This window comes from Flintibacter sp. SJQ-8, assembly GCF_054108085.1.
In genome coordinates this window covers 18001-42932 of sequence record NZ_JBPJWR010000004.1, presented here as the reverse complement: position 1 = coordinate 42932, position 24932 = coordinate 18001, and the positions used below count along the sequence as shown (strand labels likewise).

24 protein-coding genes are annotated in these 24932 nt (G+C 45.1%); 9 read left to right on the top strand and 15 right to left on the bottom strand.

Annotated elements, in window-relative coordinates; translation table 11 throughout:
• Nucleotides 1–2: 2 nt before the first annotated feature.
• The 10 genes from ACSAMP_RS01180 to ACSAMP_RS01135 all read right to left on the bottom strand — a co-directional run bounded on the left by ACSAMP_RS01180 (nucleotide 3) and on the right by ACSAMP_RS01135 (nucleotide 7219).
• Nucleotides 3–941: a DUF6017 domain-containing protein gene (locus ACSAMP_RS01180; RefSeq protein ID WP_457799228.1), complete on the bottom strand. Its 939-nt coding sequence runs from the start codon at nucleotides 939–941 to the stop codon at nucleotides 3–5.
• A gap of 19 nt (nucleotides 942–960) precedes the next feature.
• Nucleotides 961–1173, bottom strand: coding sequence for a hypothetical protein (locus ACSAMP_RS01175; protein ID WP_119637368.1), 213 nt, complete (start codon nucleotides 1171–1173; stop codon nucleotides 961–963).
• Entirely contained in the window at nucleotides 1166–1459 is a 294-nt protein-coding gene (locus tag ACSAMP_RS01170; protein ID WP_457799227.1) for a hypothetical protein, read from the bottom strand. Before ACSAMP_RS01170 ends, ACSAMP_RS01175 begins: the two co-directional genes overlap by 8 nt.
• Nucleotides 1460–2412: 953 nt before the next feature.
• Nucleotides 2413–2718, bottom strand: a complete 306-nt coding sequence (locus ACSAMP_RS01165; RefSeq protein ID WP_002304425.1) for a hypothetical protein — start codon at nucleotides 2716–2718, stop codon at nucleotides 2413–2415.
• An 85-nt stretch (nucleotides 2719–2803) separates the two neighbouring features.
• On the bottom strand, nucleotides 2804–4177 hold the full coding sequence (locus tag ACSAMP_RS01160; protein WP_002304423.1) for a site-specific integrase: 1374 nt from the start codon (nucleotides 4175–4177) through the stop codon (nucleotides 2804–2806).
• A gap of 4 nt (nucleotides 4178–4181) precedes the next feature.
• Nucleotides 4182–4805, bottom strand: coding sequence for a helix-turn-helix domain-containing protein (locus ACSAMP_RS01155; RefSeq protein WP_002304420.1), 624 nt, complete (start codon nucleotides 4803–4805; stop codon nucleotides 4182–4184).
• Between the two features lie 117 nt (nucleotides 4806–4922).
• Entirely contained in the window at nucleotides 4923–5159 is a 237-nt protein-coding gene (locus ACSAMP_RS01150; RefSeq protein WP_002304418.1) for a helix-turn-helix domain-containing protein, read from the bottom strand.
• Nucleotides 5160–5165: 6 nt separating this feature from the next.
• Nucleotides 5166–5570, bottom strand: a complete 405-nt coding sequence (locus ACSAMP_RS01145) for a type II toxin-antitoxin system PemK/MazF family toxin (protein WP_002304415.1) — start codon at nucleotides 5568–5570, stop codon at nucleotides 5166–5168.
• A 517-nt stretch (nucleotides 5571–6087) separates the two neighbouring features.
• Nucleotides 6088–6393 carry a helix-turn-helix transcriptional regulator gene (locus ACSAMP_RS01140; protein WP_002304413.1) on the bottom strand — a complete coding sequence of 102 codons (306 nt, stop codon included), beginning with the start codon at nucleotides 6391–6393 and terminating at the stop codon, nucleotides 6088–6090.
• A gap of 262 nt (nucleotides 6394–6655) precedes the next feature.
• The gene (locus ACSAMP_RS01135; protein ID WP_002304412.1) at nucleotides 6656–7219 is read right to left on the bottom strand and encodes a hypothetical protein; all 564 of its coding nucleotides are present in this window, start codon (nucleotides 7217–7219) and stop codon (nucleotides 6656–6658) included.
• A gap of 286 nt (nucleotides 7220–7505) precedes the next feature.
• Here ACSAMP_RS01135 and ACSAMP_RS01130 point away from each other — a divergent pair, with 286 nt between their 5' ends.
• Nucleotides 7506–7955 carry a helix-turn-helix domain-containing protein gene (locus ACSAMP_RS01130; protein ID WP_002304411.1) on the top strand — a complete coding sequence of 150 codons (450 nt, stop codon included), beginning with the start codon at nucleotides 7506–7508 and terminating at the stop codon, nucleotides 7953–7955.
• 51 nt (nucleotides 7956–8006) lie between these two features.
• Complete coding sequence (locus ACSAMP_RS01125; protein ID WP_002304410.1) at nucleotides 8007–8561, top strand: ImmA/IrrE family metallo-endopeptidase; 555 nt, start codon at nucleotides 8007–8009, stop codon at nucleotides 8559–8561.
• A gap of 162 nt (nucleotides 8562–8723) precedes the next feature.
• Here the strand turns inward: ACSAMP_RS01125 and ACSAMP_RS01120 are convergent, their stop codons facing one another.
• Nucleotides 8724–9101, bottom strand: coding sequence for a helix-turn-helix domain-containing protein (locus ACSAMP_RS01120; RefSeq protein WP_002578940.1), 378 nt, complete (start codon nucleotides 9099–9101; stop codon nucleotides 8724–8726).
• 382 nt (nucleotides 9102–9483) lie between these two features.
• Between ACSAMP_RS01120 and ACSAMP_RS01115 the strand changes: the two genes are divergently transcribed.
• From ACSAMP_RS01115 to ACSAMP_RS01085, 7 genes are all read left to right on the top strand, one after another.
• The gene (locus ACSAMP_RS01115; RefSeq protein WP_002304408.1) at nucleotides 9484–10620 is read left to right on the top strand and encodes a tyrosine-type recombinase/integrase; all 1137 of its coding nucleotides are present in this window, start codon (nucleotides 9484–9486) and stop codon (nucleotides 10618–10620) included.
• A gap of 100 nt (nucleotides 10621–10720) precedes the next feature.
• Entirely contained in the window at nucleotides 10721–11065 is a 345-nt protein-coding gene (locus ACSAMP_RS01110) for a helix-turn-helix domain-containing protein (RefSeq protein WP_198957774.1), read from the top strand.
• A 4-nt stretch (nucleotides 11066–11069) separates the two neighbouring features.
• On the top strand, nucleotides 11070–11837 hold the full coding sequence (gene erm(B), locus ACSAMP_RS01105) for a 23S rRNA (adenine(2058)-N(6))-methyltransferase Erm(B) (RefSeq protein ID WP_255420040.1): 768 nt from the start codon (nucleotides 11070–11072) through the stop codon (nucleotides 11835–11837).
• 12 nt (nucleotides 11838–11849) lie between these two features.
• Nucleotides 11850–12035 (top strand): epsilon antitoxin, encoded by a 186-nt coding sequence (locus tag ACSAMP_RS01100; protein ID WP_002293774.1) that lies wholly within the window; start codon nucleotides 11850–11852, stop codon nucleotides 12033–12035.
• Between the two features lies 1 nt (nucleotide 12036).
• Nucleotides 12037–12198, top strand: a complete 162-nt coding sequence (locus ACSAMP_RS01095; RefSeq protein ID WP_002304403.1) for a hypothetical protein — start codon at nucleotides 12037–12039, stop codon at nucleotides 12196–12198.
• Nucleotides 12199–12245: 47 nt separating this feature from the next.
• The gene (locus tag ACSAMP_RS01090) at nucleotides 12246–12791 is read left to right on the top strand and encodes a P-loop nucleotide/nucleoside kinase family protein (protein WP_002304402.1); all 546 of its coding nucleotides are present in this window, start codon (nucleotides 12246–12248) and stop codon (nucleotides 12789–12791) included.
• Between the two features lie 1093 nt (nucleotides 12792–13884).
• Nucleotides 13885–14103: a hypothetical protein gene (locus ACSAMP_RS01085; RefSeq protein WP_457799226.1), complete on the top strand. Its 219-nt coding sequence runs from the start codon at nucleotides 13885–13887 to the stop codon at nucleotides 14101–14103.
• 278 nt (nucleotides 14104–14381) lie between these two features.
• Here the strand turns inward: ACSAMP_RS01085 and ACSAMP_RS01080 are convergent, their stop codons facing one another.
• From ACSAMP_RS01080 to ACSAMP_RS01065, 4 genes are all read right to left on the bottom strand, one after another.
• A complete protein-coding gene (locus ACSAMP_RS01080; protein WP_002578945.1) occupies nucleotides 14382–15794 on the bottom strand; it encodes a relaxase/mobilization nuclease domain-containing protein in 1413 nt (470 codons plus the stop codon).
• Between the two features lie 62 nt (nucleotides 15795–15856).
• A complete protein-coding gene (locus tag ACSAMP_RS01075; RefSeq protein WP_002578946.1) occupies nucleotides 15857–16141 on the bottom strand; it encodes a hypothetical protein in 285 nt (94 codons plus the stop codon).
• A 116-nt stretch (nucleotides 16142–16257) separates the two neighbouring features.
• Nucleotides 16258–16590 carry a plasmid mobilization protein gene (locus tag ACSAMP_RS01070; RefSeq protein ID WP_002578947.1) on the bottom strand — a complete coding sequence of 111 codons (333 nt, stop codon included), beginning with the start codon at nucleotides 16588–16590 and terminating at the stop codon, nucleotides 16258–16260.
• A complete protein-coding gene (locus ACSAMP_RS01065) occupies nucleotides 16590–24920 on the bottom strand; it encodes a helicase-like domain-containing protein (RefSeq protein WP_002304391.1) in 8331 nt (2776 codons plus the stop codon). The genes ACSAMP_RS01070 and ACSAMP_RS01065 overlap by 1 nt, the downstream gene beginning before the upstream one ends.
• Nucleotides 24921–24932 lie beyond the last annotated feature (12 nt).

Below are 24932 nucleotides of genomic sequence, written 5' to 3'. Positions count from 1 at the left end.
TTTCACCACGCTCCTTCCTCACGTTTCATTTTCAATTTTTTGAATCCTCCTTCCACGTAGCCTTGCGACATATCGTGCCGGACAAGCGCATCGTAATACGTGCCTATGGTGATCGGCGCGTTATAGATCGCAGTCAGCATATACTGGCGGATATTTCTGATCTTCGTGGTGTTCTCCTTGAAGCAATCCATCACATAGCGGATGTGTTCGGCATCCAGCTTCATAAACCGGCTGCGAACGACCTCTGCAGGACGATCCTCTGCGGCAATACGAATCATCGATTTCTTGCTGCAGACCGTTTCAACGATCAGATCCAGAATGTTATCCAGCAGCTCCGTATCGTAAGGATAATCCTTCTCTAATTGGCTGATATTGAGATGCTCTGAGAAATAATCATAATATTTCTGATAGGTGTCTTTTCCGTCCACCCTTCGATTATTTCCGGAAGGAAAGATAGAATCAGTATCACTATACTCAGTATTATTCATATCAGTATTAGTTCCGTGTCTTTTCGACACTTCCAGAGATGTTCTTTCGACACTTCCAGAAGTGTCATTTTGACATTTCAAGAAATGTCTTTCCACAGGGTCATCCACGGAGATGAAATTCTTCACGTAGATCAAGTTCGGTTTGCCAAGTCCCTGACGCTTTCGCTCAATCAGACCGACCTTTGTTTCCAGATCCGATAACAGCTGGACGGCTTTTTTGTTTCCGCAGTTCATGTCTGCCATGATCTCTTCAATCGTACAGATGATATACACGCGGCCCTGCTCGTCGATCCAGCCGTTTTTCGCAGAAAGAGGAACCCGATCCAGTAAGATGCCGTACAGGGTTTTGGCTTCAGCAGACAGGTATTTAAACCGGTCATTCGTAAAAAGTACTTTGGGAACCCGGTAGAAGGCAAACTGTTCGGACTGGGCTCCGTAGAAATAATCAAACACTCATTGTCACCACCTGCTTTCAGGAGAATTTATCGCGCTTGAGGGGCTTCTTGCGAAACACGTTGTCCTTCTGCCCGTAGGGACATCTGGTGAACTGACACCGGCGATACTTGAAATCCGGACGATGGTAATGGCAGTGGGCACAGCTTCCGGGCTTGTTTTCAGCCGATCCTCTCTTCGAAACCTTGATCAGCTTCTCGCTTCTGCGAAAGCTCTCATCCTGCTTACTCATCTGCGCCACCTTCTTTCCGGGCGCGCTTGGCTCGAAGCCAGGCCTCCAGATCCTTATAGCAGGTAGCGCTCACGCAGGGCTGACCCTTGGCATAGCAGCAGCCTTCACATTTCTTTTCCTGCTCGGTCATCACAGCTTCGGCCAGGTAGTAGCAGTTCTGTTTTCCCAGAATGCAGCCGACCTTGCGGTTCTTCCAGAAGAAGCACATGCGGCAGGTCTCCGGTTTTTCCGCATAGTACCTGATCCCGTCGATCAGAATGGTGCTGCGTCTCGCTTTTTTTCTCATCACGATATCCTCCATAAACTTTGATGCGCTGCCGGGAAAGTCCGGAAACGACAAAAGCCCCGTGATGATTTTCGTCACCACAGGGCTTATGTAAGATATCTGTATTTTGTTTTCTTTGGTTCTGATTTTGTCTTAAAACGCTGTCTGAAAGCTAGTATTCTGCATATGAGTTGCATAAATATTTCCAAAATGCTAAAATAGGGGAGCGCTTTTAGATATCTAAAATATCTCAGCCTGAATTTCTAACGCGATTAGAAATTCGGTTCTCAAGCAATTCTTCCATCTGGTCCGAATTACAGCAGATTCTTTCCGTCCGGACCGATTTATCACAGATTTACACCCAAATGCAAAGGTAGACACGGAACCTTACGCCATTTTTAGCAGATGGCCTCGATCAGGCTGCTTTCGCTCGTTAGATAAACAGCCCGTTTTTTAGCAGTTCGTCAATTGATCCTCTTTTTTATTAGCAAAAACGCGGAAGATTTCGTGAGAAACCTTCCGCGATAGTGCGCTGGCGTCCCCGATGTGATTCGAACACACGGCCTTCCGCTTAGGAGTAGACCCGATACGACATCGGGAAGTGGCATCTAATGCTTAAAAATGCTTGGAAATACAAGGTTTTTCAGCATTTCAAATCCCATCTGATACTACGCTGTGATAGCTAATTCAGAGGGATTTTACACCGTCCGATTGGCTCGAAATTAGCAAGTCTTTCGATTTTTGGTGGACGTTGCAAGTGCAAGTAAATGTCACTATGTAACTTCTCGTGATGCGAAATGATAGGAAATCCTATTCATTCTCGTGTGAGGGTGCGGGTGTCCTTAGACACAGATTTCAGTCTGTTTTATATATCATTTCAAAATGAATTTTTCAACCAGAATTATTAAGAATTTCAAAGGTTTTTCAGACTCAATGATTCTATGTAATTTAGACCCGCCGAAGCAGGTCTTTTTTTATTTCAGCATAATCTCTCTATCCTCAGCGCCGAGCATATAAGCACCCTTGGCAAAAGCATCCCTTGCAAGAAGCTCTGCTACATCAACCCTATCGAACAGCATCCATATTTCTTTCTCTTTCGGAGTCAGTTCATGGCTATGGTCAAACAAATGCTCAAGTCCCAATCCTTCAAGCAATGCCGACTTTGCTGCTTTGTATTCCTCAGCTCTGCCAACATATTCGTCGTTCCTTTCCTTGGAAAATGCCTCGATATTGTCAGCTCTCAGATGCTCGTAATACTCGTCCATAAAGATTCTATCCATACTCGTTGACCTCCATAACAAAAAAATAAGGGCAGACCCTTTTACAGCTATTGTAGCTATGTAAAAGGATCTGCCCTTGCAGTTACTATAATGTTTTTGCCAGCGACTTCAGGAGTGCTGCCATTTCCGGATTTTGCAGAAGCTTCAGAAGAAGTTCTTTATCATCAGCGGAGCTTTCCGTTGCGGCTGGTTGAACCGGCTCAGGCGTTGCCTGTCTGCCTGAGTAGAACGCAGCTTCCATTCTTTCAGCGTTCAGTCTGCGGTCATCGTCGATGATATGGGAGTAAACATCCGCTACCATCTTGACCTGTGCATGACCGGAATCGCCTTGAACGGATTTCATATCGCCGCCGTTCAGCTTCAGCTTGTAAGTGATACTGGAATGTCGGAGACTATGGAAAACCACTTTCGGCAGTCCCTTCTCCTCAATCAGCTTATTGAAAGCACGGTTGATAACCTGCCCCTCAATCGGCTTGCCATTGGAAGAACAGAAAACCAGATTGAAGTCTACGAACTCGTCACCGAAAAGGTCTTTCAGTTCTTCGATGTCAGCCTTTCGCTGTACCAACATTTCCGCTACGGTTTTCGGTAAGAACACCTTGCGGACACTTGTTTTGGTCTTAGGAGTTTTGAGAACCAATGCGGTATGCGTACTGGCGAAGGTCGGTGGGAACTTGAACATGATGTCCTTACCGTCCAGATCTGCCATCGCTTCACGATTTACTCTCTGCAACTCCTTTTCAACGAAGATGCTTGCCTGACCAAGTTCAATACTGGTGGGGGAAATGTCAATACAGTCCCAGGTAAGCCCCAGAAGCTCGCCCATTCGCAGGGAACAGGAGAAGGCAAGGTTAATAGCCAGACGAAGAATATCATCGTCACAGGCTTCCAGAGCCTTCTGGAGCACTTCTGCTGTCCAGATATCCCTGGTCTTGTGTTCTTCTTTCGGCAGCGTAGCGTGCTCCACAGGGTTTCTGGTCATCAATTCCCACTTGACCGCTTGATTGAAAGCATTTCGCAATGTCTTGTGAACCTCTCGGACAGTATGCGGAGTCAGATATTCTGTACGGGCTTTTACATACTTAGAAGAAACCGCTTTGACAGAAAGCAAATCTCGGTAATACTTGTCCATGATTCTCGGCGTGACATCCTCCAGCTTCATATCACCGATGAGGGGACGAATATAGTTTGCAATCAGGCTCTTTCTGCTTTCATAGGTAGACATCGCCCAGGTGTTCACACCATAGATTGACATATACTCATCCAAAAGATCATTGACGGTTTTAGCAGAAGGGGGAATAAAGGTTCCGGACTCCTGCTCATATTCAACCTGCAACTTCCTTTTCTTTGCTTCGGCATTCGTTTCAAAGGTTTCCCACTTCTGACGCTTGTTGCCGTTCTCATCGGTGTATGTATAAACCACAGAATACTTCTTTTTTCTCTTAACGATAGATGCCATGTAATCAGCTCCTTTCCTGTCTATCTTCCGCTAACTGGTAGCGGGTCTGATTGTGATACCATTTTTCAAAGCTCTCTTTGGTAGCTCGCTTATACCTGCCAACCTTGATAAGCTCAAAATCTTCATTGGCAACGATATAGTAAATGGTCTGACGATGTACCCCAAGCATTCTTGCCATTTCCGGCAGACCGTAGGTGGATGCCATAATATCTGCATCCAGTTCCTGATCCTCTACCGTGCGGTAATCGGTTTGAGAAGCATACCATCTTTCAAAGCTCTCCTTTGTCACTCTGCGCTTGCCCAGGACATCGACCACATCAAAATGCCCTTTGGCAACCAGTTCGTAAGCAGTCGCTTCTTTCAGCCCAAGGCGCTGTCCAAGCTCCTCCATTGAATATGTAGTTTTCTTCAATTCCTCGCCGGGAGGGGTTCCATCGACCTTCTGGTATTTGAACTGATTGGCATACCATTCTTCAAAGCTGTCGATCATCACCCTCATGGTGTTGCCGACAAGAATGGTTTTGAAGTAATTCTTCTTAATGAGCCAGTATGACTCCGTTTTACCAAGACCGAGCATCCTGCCCATTTCCAGAACAGACATACTCGTGCGTTTTCTCATTTCCGCCATCGTACAACCTCCTATGTAAAAAATGTAGCCATGTGTTTCTTGTCATGGCTACATTTTATCGAACTCTCAATATGTTTTGAAGTTTGTCGCCGGGTTGTACGACGCCCTTGACAAATCTTACATTTGATGATCCAACCACTCATCAAAACTCTTTTTGGAGATTCTGATACTGCCACCGATGCGGACGCTATGGAAAACTTTCTTTTTCACAAGGTTGTATGCGCTGGTTCTGCTGATGCCCAGAATATCCTGAATCTCATCAACCGTATAGGTTCTCTTATCAAACTGAACTGCGTTAGCAGCCATCGCTTCTTCGGTGCGCTGATTCATGGCAGCGATTCTTTCTTCAAACATTTATGTTCACTCCTTCGCTCTCTTTGCTTTATGTTTTGGGGAACGCTTTTTCAGCTGTTCCATTGCCAGGCTGACAGATAAGGCTTTCTCAATCGCTACCATTTCACGGGGCGTTACCTTACCTAAGTAATTATCAATCCTGCTTTTATCAATGGTACGAATCTGTTCCAGCTGAACAACGGACGCTTCTTTGAATGCAGGATTGTCGTAAATAACAAAGTGCGTCGGCATATTCGCTTTCTTATGGATTCTGGTGGTGACCGTTGCCACAATCAATGTGGGAGCGTGTTTATTACCGGTATCGTTCTGAATGACGATAACCGGACGGATGCCGCCTTGTTCCGACCCAACTACCGGGTCCAGCTTGGCGCAATAAATATCACCACGGCAATATACCCAATTTTCTTTCATCATGTGCCATGACCTCCTTTCGTTGGCTATGTAATAACTGACTGCCAGAAAGGAATCAGGCAGTCAGTCCAAAAGTCTATGTGTCCCATATTTGCCACGCACCCCTGGGAAAGAGGGCTTACGCCCTCAGGGAATCACCGAACGACTGATTGCGAATCAGTTCCATAGGAATCTAACCTCTGCCGGGTTCTCCGCCAGCTCCGTAGAGAAGTATCTTTAATCCTGTTGCTTTCATGGCCGTATTGGGAGCAACCCAATATTTACAAGCCAGTATTGATCGCTGGCATCGGGAGAGAGACAAGCGCTTAATTTATAGAAGAAAGTCGTTCTGTTTCTCTATCCGATACGTCTCGGCGTACCGCTGATGTGGCTGATGCTCTCGCACCGGCAACAGGAACGTATTCGATGACTGTGTATTCAGTTTTCAAGGATCAAGCAGCCGATTTTCTTTGGCTGTATCTAAATTGTACCTGTTCCTCATGCAAGTTTTTATTGCCTCGTAGGTATAGTTTTGAGGTTATTCACGACCTAAAAATATGTAATCAAGGGTTGTCTCAAAGCGCACAACCAGTTCGATTGCCAAATCAATAGAGATACCTCTGTTGCCGGTTTCAATTCGTGCAATGGTGTTTGCGGCAACACCTAACTGCTCCGCAAGCTGTTCCTGTGTAAGCCCATGTTCCTTTCTCAAGGCTTTAATTCTTTTTCCGCTTTCAACCAAGTCGTAATACATTTTCGTTCCTCCGTGTTTTTGAATTTGTGAAGTTGCAAAATCAAAAACAGCGGGAGGAGATCGTGCCCGATTCTCAATACCCTTTGCCATCTGCCTGTCCTCCTTGCAGGCATAAAAAAAGAGCCGGAGTAAATTACTCCAAGCTCTCGTTCATGCCTTTGTGTTAATTATGGGGGAAAATAGGCAGGTATAAAAAAAGCCCCGTACCCATTACAGGCACGAGGCGTAACTCTCTCTATTCAATTTTATGCCGCTATCTCCCAGCATAGCCATTTTAACACTGGACAAGTCGGACTTTCAGTAGGGGAACCGTCGTATTTTCATCGGATTTTAGTCGGACTAAAATCCTGTCTTAGCATTCACAATAACACAATGCTTCTTCCTCCCGGGCACTTTCCAGGAAATCTTTCAATTTAGGAATGGCTGTTCCCCAAAGTGACAGACCAAATAACAGTATCGCTTCTTTCTTTCGGTCATAGTAGGTGCTGCGTTCCATATTCAAAACCTCCAGCATTTCTGATTCCCTGTACTTGAAGCGGTTGAGATATGCCTTTGAGATAATCTCACAGTACAGAGCGCCTTTATCTGGATATTCTCTGATTTTCAACATAGCCATATCTACCAGTTCAATGATCCACTTTGTCTCAAATAAGCTGCGAATGCGTTCTTCAAATCGTTCTCTCGCTTCATCCGGAGCAAAGTTCTCCAGATAAATCAATGCACCATCTAAGCTGTCACCGTAAGTACAAATAAGGGTATCACATACATCATTCGCACGATCAATGGTAGACCAGCACACCTCTCGATATATGGATAAAATCAGCTTTGCTCTTTCATACAGAACCTTCTCGTCAATGTTCTGCATCCGGCAAAGCATTCGAATACTGCTTAATACCTGTGTATTATATCTGCTCATTCAGAATCTCCTTTCAGCCTAATCCATAAAATAAGAATTCCTTTCTAACTCCTGTCACTTGGCTAAAGGGAAACAAATACCATGGGACAAGAATGACTATAACTTCCGATATTTGATTAAAATAACAGAAGTGAAATCGGAAGTTCTTGACTTTATAAAAGTTCCGATATATAATTAAGTGGAATTAAAACTTCTGTTATGATTCTTATTATAGCATTTTCCAGAAGTTTGTCAACAAATAATCGGAAGTTACGAATAAATATTTTTTGAAAGGAAGGATACTACCATGACATTTGGAGAAAAAATTAAAGAAGCTCGTTTGGCTATGAACCTATCTCAAACGGAGCTTGCCCAGATGACCGGCATTTCCGAAAGATCCCTTTACACCTATGAGCAGCTCGGAACACTCCCCAGAAAAAGCAACATCAGAAAACTTGCTGAAGCACTGCATATCTCTGTGTCCTATCTTTTGGACGAATCTGAAACGGATAGCCAGAGCCATATAGATCAGGATATGTTTATTTTAGAGGCAAAGGAAAACTTCGGTTCAAAAGGAGCAAAAGAAGCTCAGGAAGTGTTGGGTCGTGTAAATTCTCTGTTTGCCGGTGGAGAATTGGACGAGGACGCAAAAGATGTATTCTTCCAGGCGATTATGTCAGTTTATATGGACTCTAAGAAAACAGCACGGGAAAAGTACACTCCGAAGAAATACAGAAAGCATAAAGATAAAGAGTAAAATCCTCAAGCACAGAATATGTTTTCTGTGTGCGATTCGGAGGTGAAGCAAATGAAAACGGCAGAGCATATCATTGAAACTGTCGATAAGCTTGTGCGAAAATATCACACCAGAGACCCTTACGAGCTATGTCAGCTGTTAGGTATCAAAATCCACTATTACGATTTACAGAAGAAATTGAAGGGCTTCTTCTATTACCAGTCCAGACAAAAGAATATCGTGATAGATCACAATGTGAACGGTATCCTGGAGCGTATATTAGTCGCACATGAATTAGGACACGCTGTCCTGCATACAAAAATCGCTATGATGCACGGCTTTCAAGAAATGGAAGTTTTTGATGATAGATCAATCGAAGAAAATGAAGCAAACTTCTTTGCGGCGGAGCTTCTGTTAGAAGATGGGAAAGTCCTGGAATGCCTTTCGGAACACACATTTTTTGAAACGGCTAAAATGCTCTATGTACCGGCAGCATTATTAGACTACAAATTCAGCCTGCTCCACGAAAAAGGAGAGCTGGTAAATTCGATGTATATTCGTAAAGCAGATTTCCTGAAAGAAGATCTTCATGCCTACGATAACGACATTGGTTATGGCGATATATGAATATCTATTTTTATATCTTTACAGAAAAAGTCCACCAGTACGATGCGTAGTGCATCATGACTGGTGGACTTTTTGCTTCTTAAAGAATCAGTATATTGTGCTGCAAAAAAGAACCCCATAGCAGTTCACTCTGTACCGTCAATGGGCTTCTTTTTCATTATATCAATCAAGCTCCGCTTTTTTTATCATCTCTTGCTGGTCAATCAAGACATCAATCAACTTTCCTACGGTTATCAATGTTGTTACATTACACTTTTTCAGTTTTGCAGCAATCTCATTATCAATGATGCTGTCGCATTTTGCATATGGGGTATCCAGTAAAAAATAGTCAAAGTTCTTTTCCAAGACGAATGCCAGTTTTAGAAGCATTGCCAAAGAAACTTTCGTCTGTCCAACTTCAACATGGCTCATATGATTGTTCGAGCAACCAACCAACGCACCCAAATCAGCCTGACTATAACCCTTTTCCAGTCGGGCAGCTCTAATGCGCTGACCAATCTTAACGTAATCAATTTCCGGTTGCGTTTCAATCACCTCCATGCTGTGTATGATTCTGCTATACATTATAAAATGTACCAAAAATCTCAACAACCAACATCGGGTGCAAGTTGCATTTATAAATGCAATATGATAAAATTTTATAGGCAGATTGCATTAAATGATAGAATGAAAAGAACCCCAAGACGACAATATGAGCTATCTTGAGGTTCTTTAAAATAAAAAATTCGTAGAGTACATTACTCCACGAATCGCATTCTTCTCTGTTTTTTTTAGTTTATATCTTTATTTTACAAATTGTCGCACTGTTTGTCAATATGTTAGGGACATAAAACACGAGGTTTTGCACAAAAATCCATCTTAGAAAGTTCCAAAGTCACAATTTGCCGTCAGAATTATAGTCATATTGAAGGAGGTGTACCTTATGGCACGAAAAGGAGAAAATATTTACAAAAGGAAAGACGGCAGATGGGAAGGAAGATACATTAAGTCCCGATCTTCTACAGGCAAAGCCAATTACGGTTATGTTTATGCAAAGTCATATCGAGAAGTCAAGGCAAAACTTATCAGTCAAAGTTCGTGCACGAGTAATTCTGTCACTGTCGATCCAGAAATTAGCTCAGATCAATTTGAACAGGTTGCTATGGAATGGTTTCAAGCTATATGTCCTAAAGTGAAGGAATCTACAAGCAACAAATATAGGAATCTTCTCAGCTCGTATATACTTCCTGTGTTCGGAAGCAAACAATTGCGTGATATAACACACGAGTTTATTGAAACGCAGTGTAATTTTTTCCTTGTTTCTGGTGGATTAAAGGAGAATGGACTTTCCTCTAAAACTGTTTCAGATATTTTATCTCTAATTCGAAATGTCTTACAATTTGCCACCCGAAACGGGAAAGCCATTTCTTGTGACGCACGATCTATACAGATAAAACGTCAAACGAAGGAAATGAGAGTTTTGAGTCGTGCTGAACAGGAAAAATTATGCCAATACTTGTATTCTAATCTTGATTCCTGCAATATTGGTATATTAGTATGTTTATTCACTGGTCTCAGAGTAGGTGAAATTTGTGCGTTACGATGGGAAGATGTTTCATTCTCAGATTACACAATCCACGTGCATCAAACGCTCCAGAGAATCCAAGATAGAACCAACAGTGAATACAAGACAAGGATTGTTGTTACCACACCAAAAAGTGCTTGCTCCATCCGTACTATTCCAGTACCCCATGGCTTAATGACTATTCTTACAGCACACAAAGCTTCTTCTACTGGCTACATCCTAACCAATAGCGATCAGAATCCATTAGAACCAAGAACCATGCAAAATCATTTTAAGAAGGTATTGAAAAACAGCGGAATCACCTCCGCAAATTATCACTCGTTACGTCATACATTTGCTACAAGGTGCATAGAGCTTGGATTCGATGTAAAAAGTCTCAGCGAAATATTGGGTCATGCCAGCGTGAATATTACAATGAATCGCTATGTACACCCATCCATGGATTTAAAAAGAGAAAATATGCAACGGCTTTCTGATTTATTAGCCGTCAAATAAATTGTCAACACCGTCAAATAATGCTGAGTTTTCAGTGTTTGGCGGTGTTTTTTCGTGGAGTAATGTACTCTACGAAAGAGTATACCCAGGAGGAGATTTATTGATTCAATTTGTAGGGCGAGATGCTTATAAGCAGTTTTGGAATTTTAGTAAAGATGAGAAAGAGAACTTGGCCACTCAATTGGCGATTGAGTTACCCGCACTCAGAGGAAAAGTTGGTGCATCACAAGAAGAAATTGCTTCGGCTGTTGGTATTTCACGACAAACTTATAGTGCCTACGAAAATCGGACACGCCCAATTCCATGGAGTTTATATCTAGCACTATTGTTTTATTTTGATTACATTCCAAGTACACATTATATGATTCGCCAGCTTGAATTATTCCCAAATGAATTAGACGAATGTTGGTTAGCTGGTAGAGTTTTTATTGAGGAAGAAAAATGAGCGAATATTCACAGCAAATAAAAAGGGATATTACATGAACAAAAATATAAAATATTCTCAAAACTTTTTAACGAGTGAAAAAGTACTCAACCAAATAATAAAACAATTGAATTTAAAAGAAACCGATACCGTTTACGAAATTGGAACAGGTAAAGGGCATTTAACGACGAAACTGGCTAAAATAAGTAAACAGGTAACGTCTATTGAATTAGACAGTCATCTATTCAACTTATCGTCAGAAAAATTAAAACTGAATACTCGTGTCACTTTAATTCACCAAGATATTCTACAGTTTCAATTCCCTAACAAACAGAGGTATAAAATTGTTGGGAGTATTCCTTACCATTTAAGCACACAAATTATTAAAAAAGTGGTTTTTGAAAGCCATGCGTCTGACATCTATCTGATTGTTGAAGAAGGATTCTACAAGCGTACCTTGGATATTCACCGAACACTAGGGTTGCTCTTGCACACTCAAGTCTCGATTCAGCAATTGCTTAAGCTGCCAGCGGAATGCTTTCATCCTAAACCAAAAGTAAACAGTGTCTTAATAAAACTTACCCGCCATACCACAGATGTTCCAGATAAATATTGGAAGCTATATACGTACTTTGTTTCAAAATGGGTCAATCGAGAATATCGTCAACTGTTTACTAAAAATCAGTTTCATCAAGCAATGAAACACGCCAAAGTAAACAATTTAAGTACCGTTACTTATGAGCAAGTATTGTCTATTTTTAATAGTTATCTATTATTTAACGGGAGGAAATAATTAAACTATGTTTTGAACCATGAATTAAATAAAAATGACTCTCAATTATTGGAAGTCAATTTATTAAACCAATTAAAGCTTGCAAAACGTGTAAATCTTTTTGATTATTCTTTAGAAGAATTACAAGCCGTTCATGAGTATTGGCGGTCAATGAATCGTTACTCAAAACAAGTTTTGAATAAAGAGAAAGTGGCTTAATATGGCAAATATAGTCAATTTTACTGACAAACAGTTTGAGAATCGCTTAAATGATAATTTAGAAGAATTGGTTCAAGTAAAAAAGCGGTTGAATCGCCAACCGCTTTTTTACTTGGTGGGCAATCAGGGTCAGGGAAAACCAGTTTGCGAAGAAGATGATTGAGCAGGCAGGAACAAAGTGATAAATTCAAATTGTGAGGGAAAATACAGATGAATCAAGGAAGAATTATTGTGATTACAGGCTCACCGGGGACAGGAAAAACAACAACTGCGTCAATTGTCGCAAAGGAATCAGATATGGATAAATCAGTGCATATGCACACCGATGACTTTTTTCATTACTTAAGCAAAGGCGCAATACCACCACATTTGCCAGAATCCAACAAGCAAAATCTGGTTGTCATTGAAGCCTTTTTAGAAGCTGCAAAGCGATATGCTCGTGGCGGATATGATGTAATTGTAGATGGGATTGTCGGGCCATGGTTTTTGGAGCCATGGAAAGCTCTTGCCCAAGAAGATTACGAGGTACACTATATTGTATTAAGAGCGAGTAAAAAAGAAACTATGAAGCGAGCTGTGGAACGCTCAAAATTAGATAGAAAAACAAATATTGAATTAGTGGAAACAATGTGGGAGCAATTTTCCGGTTTGGGGATATATGAATCAAATGTCATAGACACAACTACATTCACAATTAAAGATACGGTTTCCGCAATAAAAGAAAGAGTTGCATGTGGGACGTCTTTACTATCTTAGACATTCCCATTTGTCAGGAAGATAGCAAAGCCAGCCGAGCCAGTCAACGGTCAAGATGAACGGCGCATTTCATGCGCCGCCGTTGACAGTCACGCCCGTCTTTGCTAAAAAGTAATCAAGGCGGGAAAGCCCTAAAATGGCTTCCCGCCCATTTCAATTTTTAGAAAAGAAACGCTCCAAAATCAGAAAGAGAGCGTCCAAGCACTTTGAGGGATTGGCCGCCTTGTCCACCCATTCAGCGGGACAGCGGGCGGAGGTCAAGGCCGGGTGTAAACCCGTTCATTTCAGCTTAGAAACCCTTCATAAAACGGGCTTATTTAGCGATATAAGGCTTTATAATAGAGAAGGAGTGAAACTTCTATTCAAGTTTAGAAACGCCTTCCATTAGTCCGAAAGAGACCTTAGAAAGAGAATTAAATCGTAAAGTATCAGGGAAAGAAATTCAACCGACTTTGGAGAGAATAGAGCAAAAAATGGTTCAAAATCAACACCAAGAAACCCCTGAATTTAAAGCAATTCAACAAAAATTGGAAAGCTTGCAGCTACCTACACCACCAATACCCAAAACACCTAAACTTCCAGGACTTTAAACCTTAAAAAAGGAAAAGAGTAGTTACCAAAAAACGGTAACTACTCTTTTTTTATAAAAACCTTTCCTCATGTTTGAAAAGCTGATCGAGAAATAAAGCACACAACGGTATTCTTTCTTTTTTCAGTTGGTACATTTTGCAGTCTGTAACGTGTCATTTACTGTTTGTTACCTTAACATATCCAGTCGAAAACACAAGGGTATATAAACGAGCAAGCTCGCCCTTGTGTTTTCTTTGTGTCTATGTTGCGTTCTCGTCACAGCAAACGACACGAACACACTGGCGAAAATGAACCAACAAAACGAAAAAAGAAAGGAGCGTATACTTCACAGACGGTGTTAAGGATACTTACCAGATGAAACCGTACATTGCACCGACCGCTGCTGAGTTGGAACAATTTCTTTCCTCTCTAAATTAAATCTTGCCGAAGCAGTGATGTGTCAGACTTTCCTGACACATCGCCGCTTTGCACTTCACAAAATCCGCTGCCAGGAGGTGATGAAATGAGTATGGTAAATGCTGACTCCGTTCAGCTATTCGCAATGCTGAAAAAAATGCAGGATTCCATTTCCTCCATCGAAACTACCAAAAAATCTGTAAAGATGAAATATGAACAGTTAGGTGCTGGATGGCAAGATAAAAAATACAACGAGTTGGGCGTGGTTGTAAGAGACTGCAACAAGGCTCTCAATGACATATTGGTACCCTATTCTCGATACTAAATTCATAATCTCACAAATTGGCAAGCAGTGTAAACCTGTACAGGTTCACTCATTTTCTCGATTTTCCCTTCGGTGCAATCTTCGCAAATTTGCTTGTTGGGGAAGCATCCCCAATCCCCTTTGAACATCATCTGCCGATGATGGCTACACGATTTTCAATCGTTTCTCAAAGAACAGTAGAATAAAAATTTGCCCATGGTTGAAAGCACCGAAATCGAAAAGCAAAAAAGCAGCCACGATCCGCACCCTTTGGGGAGTGCAGACCGTGGCTTTTTGCTTTAACGGAAGTTCTTCTTTTCCTCTTTCTCTTTCTCTTTTTCCTGCTCTTTCTGCCTGTCGATATTCAAAATCGTTTCAACCGTCCGTTTGGCAATCAGCAGTTCTTCTTTCTCTTTTCTGATCTGACGGTACTCAGCGTAGTCCTGCTTTTTCTGGACTGCCAGCTGATGAAACTCCTCATACAATGATTGCATGGACGGGAGCTTTGTAATCTGCAATTCATCAAAGGCTTGCTTCGCCGCTTTATGAATTGTGATTTCCTGACGGTGTTCTTCAAAGAATTTTTTGCTATATCCAGACTTGCGGTACTCGATATAAATTTGCCTTGTGTTGCGATAATTTTTGATGTGCTGCTGCAACGCCTGAACCTCAACCATACGTTTCTCTGCGACCTTGATAGAATCAGAAAGCGCATCGAACCGGGCAGACAGATTTTCAATATGAGCAGTCAGATCGTCGTAGTTGCCCAAGCCTTTTTCTTTCAGTAGGATTACCGTTCGGGCAGCTTCTTTTCGGTTGAACTTCTTCGCCCACTTTTCATAACCGACCGTCTTGCCCTCGGCCATCTTTGCCTGAATATCAATCAGCATCTGGAACTGCTTCGGGGCAGGAGCCTTGGCAGAGCCGCCTTTTGATTTGTGCAGGTTCTTGCCGGAGATAACCGCTTGAATTTCCTCTTTGCTATATCCTTCGCCCAGGGAACGCAGCCGAATGAAACGCTTCTGATTCTCGCCCTTGAACGCAGGCTGCTTTCCATCCTTGAACTCAAATCCCATGTCAGCCAGAGCCTGAACAAAGCCATCAAAGCTCTTTGGTTTCTGCTTCAGCACCGCATCAATCGCATCACATAATTCGTCACGCTGGGTACGCTTCTTGGGATAAACAGTTCTTTTCTGGCGCTCCCGATACGGCTTCGGTGTAATAATGGACAGCCCGTGTTCCAGGCAAACCATATCACTGAGTCTTTGCACCGCCAGACCGGAAAGAAAGAAGTTTTTGAATTTCCGTGTGGCATCCAGCGAGGTCGAATTATAAATGATATGATTGTGAATGTGGGATTTGTCGATGTGGGTCGCAACGATGAAAGCGTGTTTTCCCTTTGTCCATCGCATCGCTGTTTCATAGCCGACTTGGTTCGCTTCTTCCGGGGTGATTTCTCCCGGCTTAAAGGACTGGCGTATCTGGTATGCGATGATATTGTTCTTCTGCTGTCTGCCGGTAATATGCTGATACTGCCGTTTGGAAAGCAGAAATTCCTCATCTGCTGTCTTTGGATCACACTCATAGGAACTGATAAATTCGCCATCATTGGTTTTTGCGGCATTTTGTGAGTAGTCGGTTCTGTCTGCCAAACATTGAGCGACCGTCTTTCCCTTATTCACATGGAGTGCAATCAATCTTGTCGCTGCCATTCCCATCACTTCCTTCCCAAAAAGAAAAAGCCACCGGTCGGTGACTTTTCTCTGATATTATCTTATGACCTGATAAATGCTCCCAGACTTTCTCCAATATTCTCGACTTTCATAACAGCCCAGACGAGCAAGAACACCGCTGCTATTGTCGCAATTCCAAGAACCACAAGAATAAGCAGGGACTGCCACAAAGCCTTTACAATGCAGTAAATCGCAGATCCGCCAATGACCAAGAGCAATAAACCAATTACATAGGACACAACATTTGTAAGCAGATTTCCAAGAATGCAAATCACTTTTACAACGAACAGCACCGGCAGTGCCAATATCTTCAATACCAGCTTCATAGGCTCAACCCCTTTCTTTTAATTATATTGTACAAGGGTATCTGCCATAACGCAATGATGTCAACCCTTATGTAAAAGCCGCAGCCGAAACTGCGACTTCCCAACAAGTTGTCGGATTACTGGATTGAGGACAGGCGAACAAGAACTTCTCTCATGTCCGTCCAGATCTCCTCCAGCCGTTTTTGCAAATCCTCAATGTCAGCACGATAGATGCTGCCTGTTTCGTTCGCTCGCTTTGCGTACTGGTTCAGGTTGTTGGAGCAGATTCGCAGGAGCGAAACCAGGGCTTTCACATCCTGCAAATCCAGTCTGATACAGTAACCATCCAGAGCCATTTTCCGCAGATAGGCTCCCATGCTGCGGATGCCAAGCTCGTCCATCTTCTCATGGATTCGCTCGACCTCCTCCTTGGATGCAAGGAAATGAACATCCTGATCTCGCTTTGCCATTACAACACCTCCTCACGGGTTTCAGAGTATTTTGCAGGCGGGATATGCTCCGCTTTGGATTTCAGATCAGCCAACACAGAAGGACGCTCTGACTCGCTTCTTTCGTCACGATTTTCCACAGAGTCCTCCATATTCAGGGCTGCATCCAGTTCTGCCAGTCGCTGACTTTTGGCTGTCAGCTCTGCTTCCTGCGGGAACGGTTTTCCAACCTCCGCCTTGGCTGCTTCCTGCTGATTGTAGAGATTATTCAACTGCTCATTGGCTCGTTCTAAGCGCTCAAGGATGCCTGCAAGGGCATTGTCCAGTCGGGTGATATTTCCTCGTGCGTCCGTTCCAAGGGCTACTCTGTGGCTCACAGCGCCCTTCAGGGTCACATCGAACTCGTTCCGGAAACTGTCAAACGAAAGCTCCATCTGAAAGCCACGGTAACTGCCAAGAGGAACCGGATCGGCACTTTTCGTGTCCTTACAAGCCGCAAGGAGGATTTCACCGGCATCTGCCTTTTCGGTGTAGGCTTTGCCCATGATTTCCATGCCGCAAAAGCCATCGGCAATCTGCGGGTGTGCTTCCACGGTTTTAATATCAGCTTCAAAGCCATGAATATAGCCTGTCTGCTTTTCAATCTCAGCCGGGAAGTATTTCAGAAGCTTATCTTCCATACGGTACTGCTGGCTCTGGTGGTCAGCTTTCAGCACCTTCAGCCTTGCCACATCAATGTCCAAGTCCATCTTTTCCTTGATAAGCGGATTGCCGGCACACAGCGCCTTGATCTCCGCATAGGACAGCGCCTGCTCATCCACATCGTCACAGGAGCGAACCGGTGATTTGGAGGTCATAATCTGAGAAATAAACTTCTGCTTGTTTTCCAAGGTCTGATACAGGTAGGCATCGAAGGTTCCCTCGGTCACATACTGATACACCTGAACCTCTTTGTTCCGGTTGCCCTGACGGATGATACGACCGTTTCTCTGGGTCATATCAGACGGACGCCAACCCACATCCAAGTGGTGAACTGCCACCAATTTGTCCTGGACGTTGGTTCCTGCACCCATCTTTTGCGTACTGCCAAGAAGCACTCGCACCTGCCCGGTACGAACCTTGGCAAAGAGGTCTTTTTTCTTTGCCTCGGTATCTGCATCATGGATAAAGGCAACTTCTTCCGCAGGCACACCGTTTGCAATCAGCTTGGTTTTGACATCATCATAGACATTGAAGGTTCCATCATTTTTCGGTGTGCTAAGGTCGCAGAACACCAACTGGGTCAATTTGTCAGCCTGACCGTCCTGCCAGATACGCAGGATATTTCCCACGCAGGCATTGAGCTTGCTGTCAGGGTCATCGGGTAACAGGGTGTTCATTAGCCGCTGATCCAGTCCCAATTTTCGTCCGTCGCTGGTAATCTTGAGCATATTATCGACGGACGGGTCTACAATACCGGCATGAACATCTGCTGCTCTCTCTGAAAGGGAAGCCACCATATCCTTCTGGTACTCAGAGGGCTGAACCACAACCGTTTCAAACTTTGCTTCGGGAACAGGGAGATGCAACTGGTCAGAGGTCTTGATGTCGGCAACCTCCTTGAACATATTCATCAGTTCAGGCAGGTTGAAGAACTTCGCAAATCGGGTTCTGGCACGATAGCCGGTTCCCTCCGGTGCAAGCTCAATCGCAGTTGTTGTTTCTCCGAAGGTCGATGCCCAGGAATCAAAATGGGTCAGGTTCTTTTGCTGGAGCGTACTGTACTGGAGATAGCGCATGACCGTATAAAGCTCGGTCATCGAGTTACTTACTGGAGTACCGGTTGCAAAGATCACACCACGCCCGCCGGTCAGCTCATCCATATAGCGGCACTTCATAAACATATCCGAAGATTTCTGGGCTTCGGAGGTGGACAGACCTGCCACATTTCGCATTTTTGTGTAGAGGAACAAATTCTTGAACGCATGGCTTTCGTCCACAAACAGCCGGTCTACACCCAACTGCTCAAAGGTAATGACATCATCTTTCTTGTCAGCGGCAAGGAGCTTGTCCAGTCTGGCTTCCAATGATTTTCGTGTTTTCTCCATCTGCTTGATCGTGAAGTTTTCGCCACGCTGCCATTTCAGCTCCGCAATCGCACCCTCGATCTCATCAATCTGCTCCCGCAGCTGCCGTTCCTGTCGTTCGGCAGAAAGCGGGATTTTTTCAAACTGGCTGTGACCGATGATGACTGCATCATAGTCACCCGTTGCGATACGAGCGCAGAACTTCTTACGGTTTGCTGTTTCAAAATCCTTCTTGGTGGCAACAAGGAGCTTGGCACTCGGATAGAGGTGCAGGAACTCGTTTGCCCACTGTAAGGTCAAGTGATTCGGCACAACGAACAGGGATTTCTGGCTCAATCCAAGCCGTTTACTCTCCATAGCCGATGCAGCCATCTCGAAGGTCTTGCCCGCACCAACTTCGTGTGCAAGCAGCGTATTTCCACCATATAGCACATGAGCGATAGCATTTCTCTGGTGTTCACGGAGGGTAATATCCGGGTTCATGCCGCCGAAACGGATATGAGAGCCATCATACTCACGAGGTCTGGTGGAGTTAAAAAGTTCGTTGTACTTGGTGGAAAGGGTTTCTCGTCTGTGCGGATCTCTCCAAATCCAATCTCGGAACGCATCCTTGATTGCCTGCTGTTTCTGCTGTGCCAGGGTAGTTTCTTTTTTATTGAGGACACGCTTCTGCTTACCATCTGCATCTTCAATCGTATCATAGATACGAATATCCTTCAGATTCAGCGTTTCCTCCAGAATCCGATATGCGTTGGCTCGCTCTGTACCGTAGGTGACATACGCCGCCACATCGTTGTAGTTGGGAGAACTCTTACCGTTGATGCGCCACTCTGCGGTCAGCTCGGAGAACTTGACCTCAATGGAACGGCGCAAGTAATACGGCGTTTCAAAGGTTTCCTCCATGAACTGCTGAATATAATCGGCATCAATCCATGTTGCACCCAAACGCACATCAATCTCGGACGCATCCAAGTCCTTCGGCTGTGCTTTCTGCAAGGCTTCCACATTGATGTGGAAGGAAGAATCCCTGTCTGCCGCCATCTGTGCGACACGCAGCTTGCTTCTTACATCACCGGAAAGGTAATCATCGGCAGTCTGCCATCCAACTTCCACAGCATCGGGAGCCATCGGGTCTTTGAAGATCACCCCTCGAAGCTCTGCCTGAATCGCATCGTATTCTCCAGGTGTTCCAAGCAGCTGTGCCATAAACGGCAAATCCACCTTGCCACGCTCACCGATAGAGATTGCCAGAGCTTCGGACGGCGTATCCACGCTCGTCACTCTGCGTTCCGGCTTGATGGTTCGCTTGGTGAACATATCCGCCTTGCTTTTCAGATTGCCGTCCTCATCCACATTTTCCAGAGAACACAGGAGATAGTAGGAGGAATCGTCAGCAAATGCCTGACCATTGGCTCGATTATTGATAAGCCCGTTCTTTGCGGCAAACGCATCGTAGGCATCATTCAGTTCTGCCTGTTTCTGAGTAATCATTTCATCCGGGTAATCCTCAAGCTGATATTCGATCAGCTCGTTGACGATACCACGAAGTTCCACCATGCCCATCACACGGTCTTTTGCTTTCTCATTCAGGTCTACACGGCGCATCAGGGAGTTTTCACGGAAGTACACATTGCCATCCACCACGGTATAAGAGAAATTCTTTACATCCGGGGTTGCAGGAATGGTTTCGATTTCCTTACCCTTGTCAGCTTCGGGAAGCTCCACAGCCTGATAGGTTCCTTGGATGTGGGAAACTGCTTCTTTCAGAAGTTCGGACAGTTCCATGCCCTCAATGGGACGCACTGTAATGTCCATGCCGTAGGCGGTACTTTCTTCCACCGTATCGCCCAGAACCATTTCAGGATGAGCGACAAAGTAGCTGTTCATGGTGTGTCCTTCTTCGGTGCGGTCAAGGTTTACCCATTCCGGTACAATGTCAATCGGATGGTCACGCTTTTGCAGGAACAGGATGTCGGACACGACTTCCGTGCCTGCGTTTTTCTTAAAGGCATCGTTTGGCAGACGGATTGCACCAAGCAGTTCCGCCCTCTGCGCCATATATCGCCTTGCGTCAGAGTTCTTGGAATCCATGGTGTAACGGCTTGTCACAAAAGCGACCACACCACCGGGACGAACCTGATCCAAAGCCTTGGCAAAGAAATAGTTGTGAATGGAGAATCCCAGCTTGTCATACGGCTTGTCGGACACTTTGTAGTTGCCGAAAGGGACATTACCCACAGCCAGATCGTAAAAGTCTCGGCGGTCTGTCGTTTCAAAACCGGCTACTTTGATTTCTGCGTTGGGATAGAGCTTCTGAGCAATTCTGCCGGTGATGGAATCCAGTTCCACACCATACAAACGGCTGCTCTGCATTTCAGGAGGGAGCATACCAAAGAAGTTGCCGATACCCATAGCAGGCTCCAGAATATTTCCTGTTTCAAAGCCCATCTGTCCGACCGCATCGTAGATGGAGCGAATGACCGTAGGGCTGGTGTAATGTGCGTTCAGGGTGGAAGCTCTTGCCGCAGCATATTCATCTTCGGAAAGCAGGTTTTTCAGTGTCTGATACTCCTTCGCCCAATTTCCCTTGTCCGGGTCAAAGGCATCTGCCAGACCGCCCCAACCGACATAATTCGACAAAATCTCCTGTTCTTCGGTAGTGGCGTTCCTGTTCTCGCTTTCCAGTTTGAACAGAGTTTCAATGGCTGCGATGTTTCTTGCGAATTTCTGCTTCGGTCCACCTTCACCGATGTTGTCATCCGTGATGTGGAAGTTCACCGCAGGAACAGGTGGGATTTCTCTGGTGGTGATGGACTGCTCAAGCTGAGCGATAATGTCCATGACTTCGGCATTCTGCCATCCGTCCACCTGGGCATAATCCTGAATGATGGTGTCCTTTCCATCTACGCACTGTACGAAGTCCAGACTACCCGGCAGATCTCTGGTATTCATTGCACCCAGGGCTTTTCTCTGCGTGTCAGGAAGTGCATAGTAGGCTCGCAGGGCATCATCAAAGGAACTGTATTCCTTGATGTCCAGCGCACCCCGCTTCTGAATGTCCTCGGCAACATAAAAATGATCGATGAAGTGTTCCGGTTCCTGCTGTTCGGGTTCCGCACTGGCTCTGACCTGTGCGTGTGCCTTTTCGTCAGGGTAGTCCCCATAGATACGGATGCACTTATGCTCCTGCTGATCGTAAACGGCAGCACCATCGTACTTGAATCCGTCATCCTCCATGGTTCCGTCCACATAGCCCTGGGCAGCTTTTTCCGCTTCTTCCAGAGTGTAGTAGTCCAGTTTATCATCGAAGCCGTTTTCAAAGTGATGGTAGGCGGCAACCAGATAGCGGGGAGCCATGCGCTCCTCGTAGCTGTTAATCATCTCAGGTGTCAGCCATTCTGGTTTGTCGGGAATCATTTCATACAGCTCACGCATCTTGGCAATCTGTGCATGGCGGTTGCCTGCCCACAGATGCTTTTCGCTGTGCTGTCCTGCACCAAGGAAGTATTCGCAGTCCATACGCAGACGGTCTAACAGCTGATACTCAGGGGTGTAGTCCCTCGGTTCGGTTTTGCCCAGAAAATCCTCTGTAACGGGCTTTTCTTCGGTTTGGGCATCAACCCTTACCGCATGGTTTCTTTCGTCCTGAGAGAGCATACGCTCGAAATTCTCACGATTCTCGGCACGGAAGATGGGATAAGCAAGCGTAGGGTCACGCAGCTGAACTTCTCTGTCCGTGATCTGCTCCACACGGAAAGCTGTATCGTCCAGATATACCGTGTCACCGACCTGATAATTCCATTTCGGTTCCTCGGAAGCAGATGCTTCCACAACTTCGGCAGGCTCTGCCACAGGCGCTTCTGGCTGAACCGACTCCATCGCAGCTACGGACTGACGAACTTCCTCCAAATAGTCATTGGCAAGCCATTCGTCCGTGAAGTATTCCGTAACGCCTTCCGGGTCTACATAGTAGTCATCGGTCTGATTATCCCAGATCGCATACTCGCCATCCTCGGTATCAATCACTGCGAAACGGTCATAAACATCTTCCAACGGATCAGTTTTAGCTTCTTCGATAGCCTGTCGTTCCGCTTCTTCCTCCGGGCTGAGGTAGCGTCCCTTTCGTATCAGACCGTCGATTCTCTGCACCACCTGCGCCCAGGACATCTGCAATTTATCGCAACCGCTCTTGGTGTAAGCAACACCCTTGGCATCGTGATCCTGACCGCTGTGCGTTGCACCAGAGCAGGCATGGGAATGACCACCGGTTCCGTATTCATGCTTCAGGAAGTCCATCTTTTCCTTGGCAGAATGATTCTCCTGCCAGTAGTTATAAATACGGGCTTTACCACCGGAAAAGCCGCTTCCACGGGTCAAGTCTGCATTGACTTCATCATCCGTAATGAACTGGCGGACAAGGGGCATCTGCATCATATCGGTCTGATACTCACGCAAAGGCATATTCAACTCATACAGCTGTTTCTGAATGAGATTCAGCTTGTGATAGTGAAAACGAAGCAGATCGGGATTTTCCGCAAGGGTTTTTCTAAATTCCGAATACTGCTGTACCAAGGTTGCGTGGAAACGAGGGTCATCCAACTTTTCAGCCAAGTCTGCGGTTTCGTCAGGGAAACCACGAAACGGTTCCTGATGAAGAATTGCCAGATAGTTGCTGGAACGGGCTTCTTCACTCAAATCGTGATAAAGATGCCACAGGGATTCTGCCAACTTCTGACGCTCATATCCGGATGCTTCTACCAGTTCCACATTAGTTGCGAACCGACCATTTTCAAGCAGTTCTCCAATGCGCTCGGCAACCGTTTCCCAAGAAACGATCTGCGCTCTGGGGCTGTCAATGGCAGAGGAACCTTTGGCAAGGTGGATACCGTCCTCGGCATACCACGCACAGATATTCCCGCTATCTTCTTTCAGACCATAGCCGCCGTGATAGACCTGCTTTAAGGTCTGAACGATTTCTTCCAACGGCTTCTGCTTCATATATTCCAGCGCTACGACTTTTCGGGCTTCATCGGTATTGCTACCAAGCAGAAGGAAGTGGTCGATTTCTTCCTGGGCAAAAGAAAAAGCAGAGGGCGTAAAGCTCTCTGCTCGGTCGATAAAACTGATTTGTTCATTTTCGGAGAGGAAAAGGTTCAGACTCAGCTGTTGATAAGCTCCGTCATCACGACTTCCTCCGCCTGTGCTTTCAGGCTGTTCATGTGCTGCACCCACGCCATCTGCTGCGTTTCCTTGTCCGGTGCGGGGCTGTCCTTCAGGTACTGCTCCATCAGAAACTCCACTCTGGCTTTCGCTGTTTCCTCGATCTCCCACAGGTGCGGGAACAGGCTCTCCGTCAGAATCATGTCGTTCAGGAGCATCGGATTGTTCTGTTCCAAAAATGCTCGACGCATCCTGCCGTACTTGCCCAGAGGTTTCTCTCCCTCGTTCTCCAACTGAAGGTTCGGAATCTGATAATCTCCGGCCTGTCTGTAAGTCATCTCGCTCATAATCTGTACTCCTTTCGGTAGCTTTAATCTGCTCATGTTCTCCAATCGCTTTTTCGATTTCCTGAAACATCCTTGTGCTGATGGCATTCACCGCAGTACCAAGGGCATTTACCGTCTGTCTGGTGTTAAAATCAAACACCTTCTGGAAATCCTCATGCTCGAAGTAGTTGTCGGGACTTTCCACGAACCGGCAATACATCGTATAGGATACGCTGTTTGCCACCGCATTTTTGAAAGCTACTTCGATGTTGAGTTCATCATACTCCTCAAGGAAGCTGTTGGCAACGATGTCGAGGAACTGCTTTTTGTAATCGTCCCAATACTCAGCCGCCAGTGCGGATGCAATATCTTCAAGCTGTGCTTCCAGTACCCCGTCAGCGGCAACACCGAAGGTACGCTCCATCGCTTCCATGACATAGGAGCGGTTTTCAGGCGTCACCTCCCACGGTTTCAGTTCCGGGGAAGAACGGCGAACGCCGGTATCCGCCACATCAAACACATAGCGCAGATACGGTTTATCCCTGTTCATCACAAACAGAGCAATGCCGGTAGAGCCACGCTTTACATATCTGCGGTAATTTTCAGCGTTCCAGTCCTCATAGGGCTTGCAAAAGGTCGCATTGGGGCGCTGAGCATAAATCATCACCTGTTCCGGATAGGTGAACTCATAGTTGCGGGACATCGTTCTCAAAAACGAAGTCCAGTTATCTGTGTTCGAGGTGATTTTCCCAATCGTTTCTTTTGCTAATCCGGAATAAAATCGCTCTTTTGCGTTCATTGTATCCCTCCA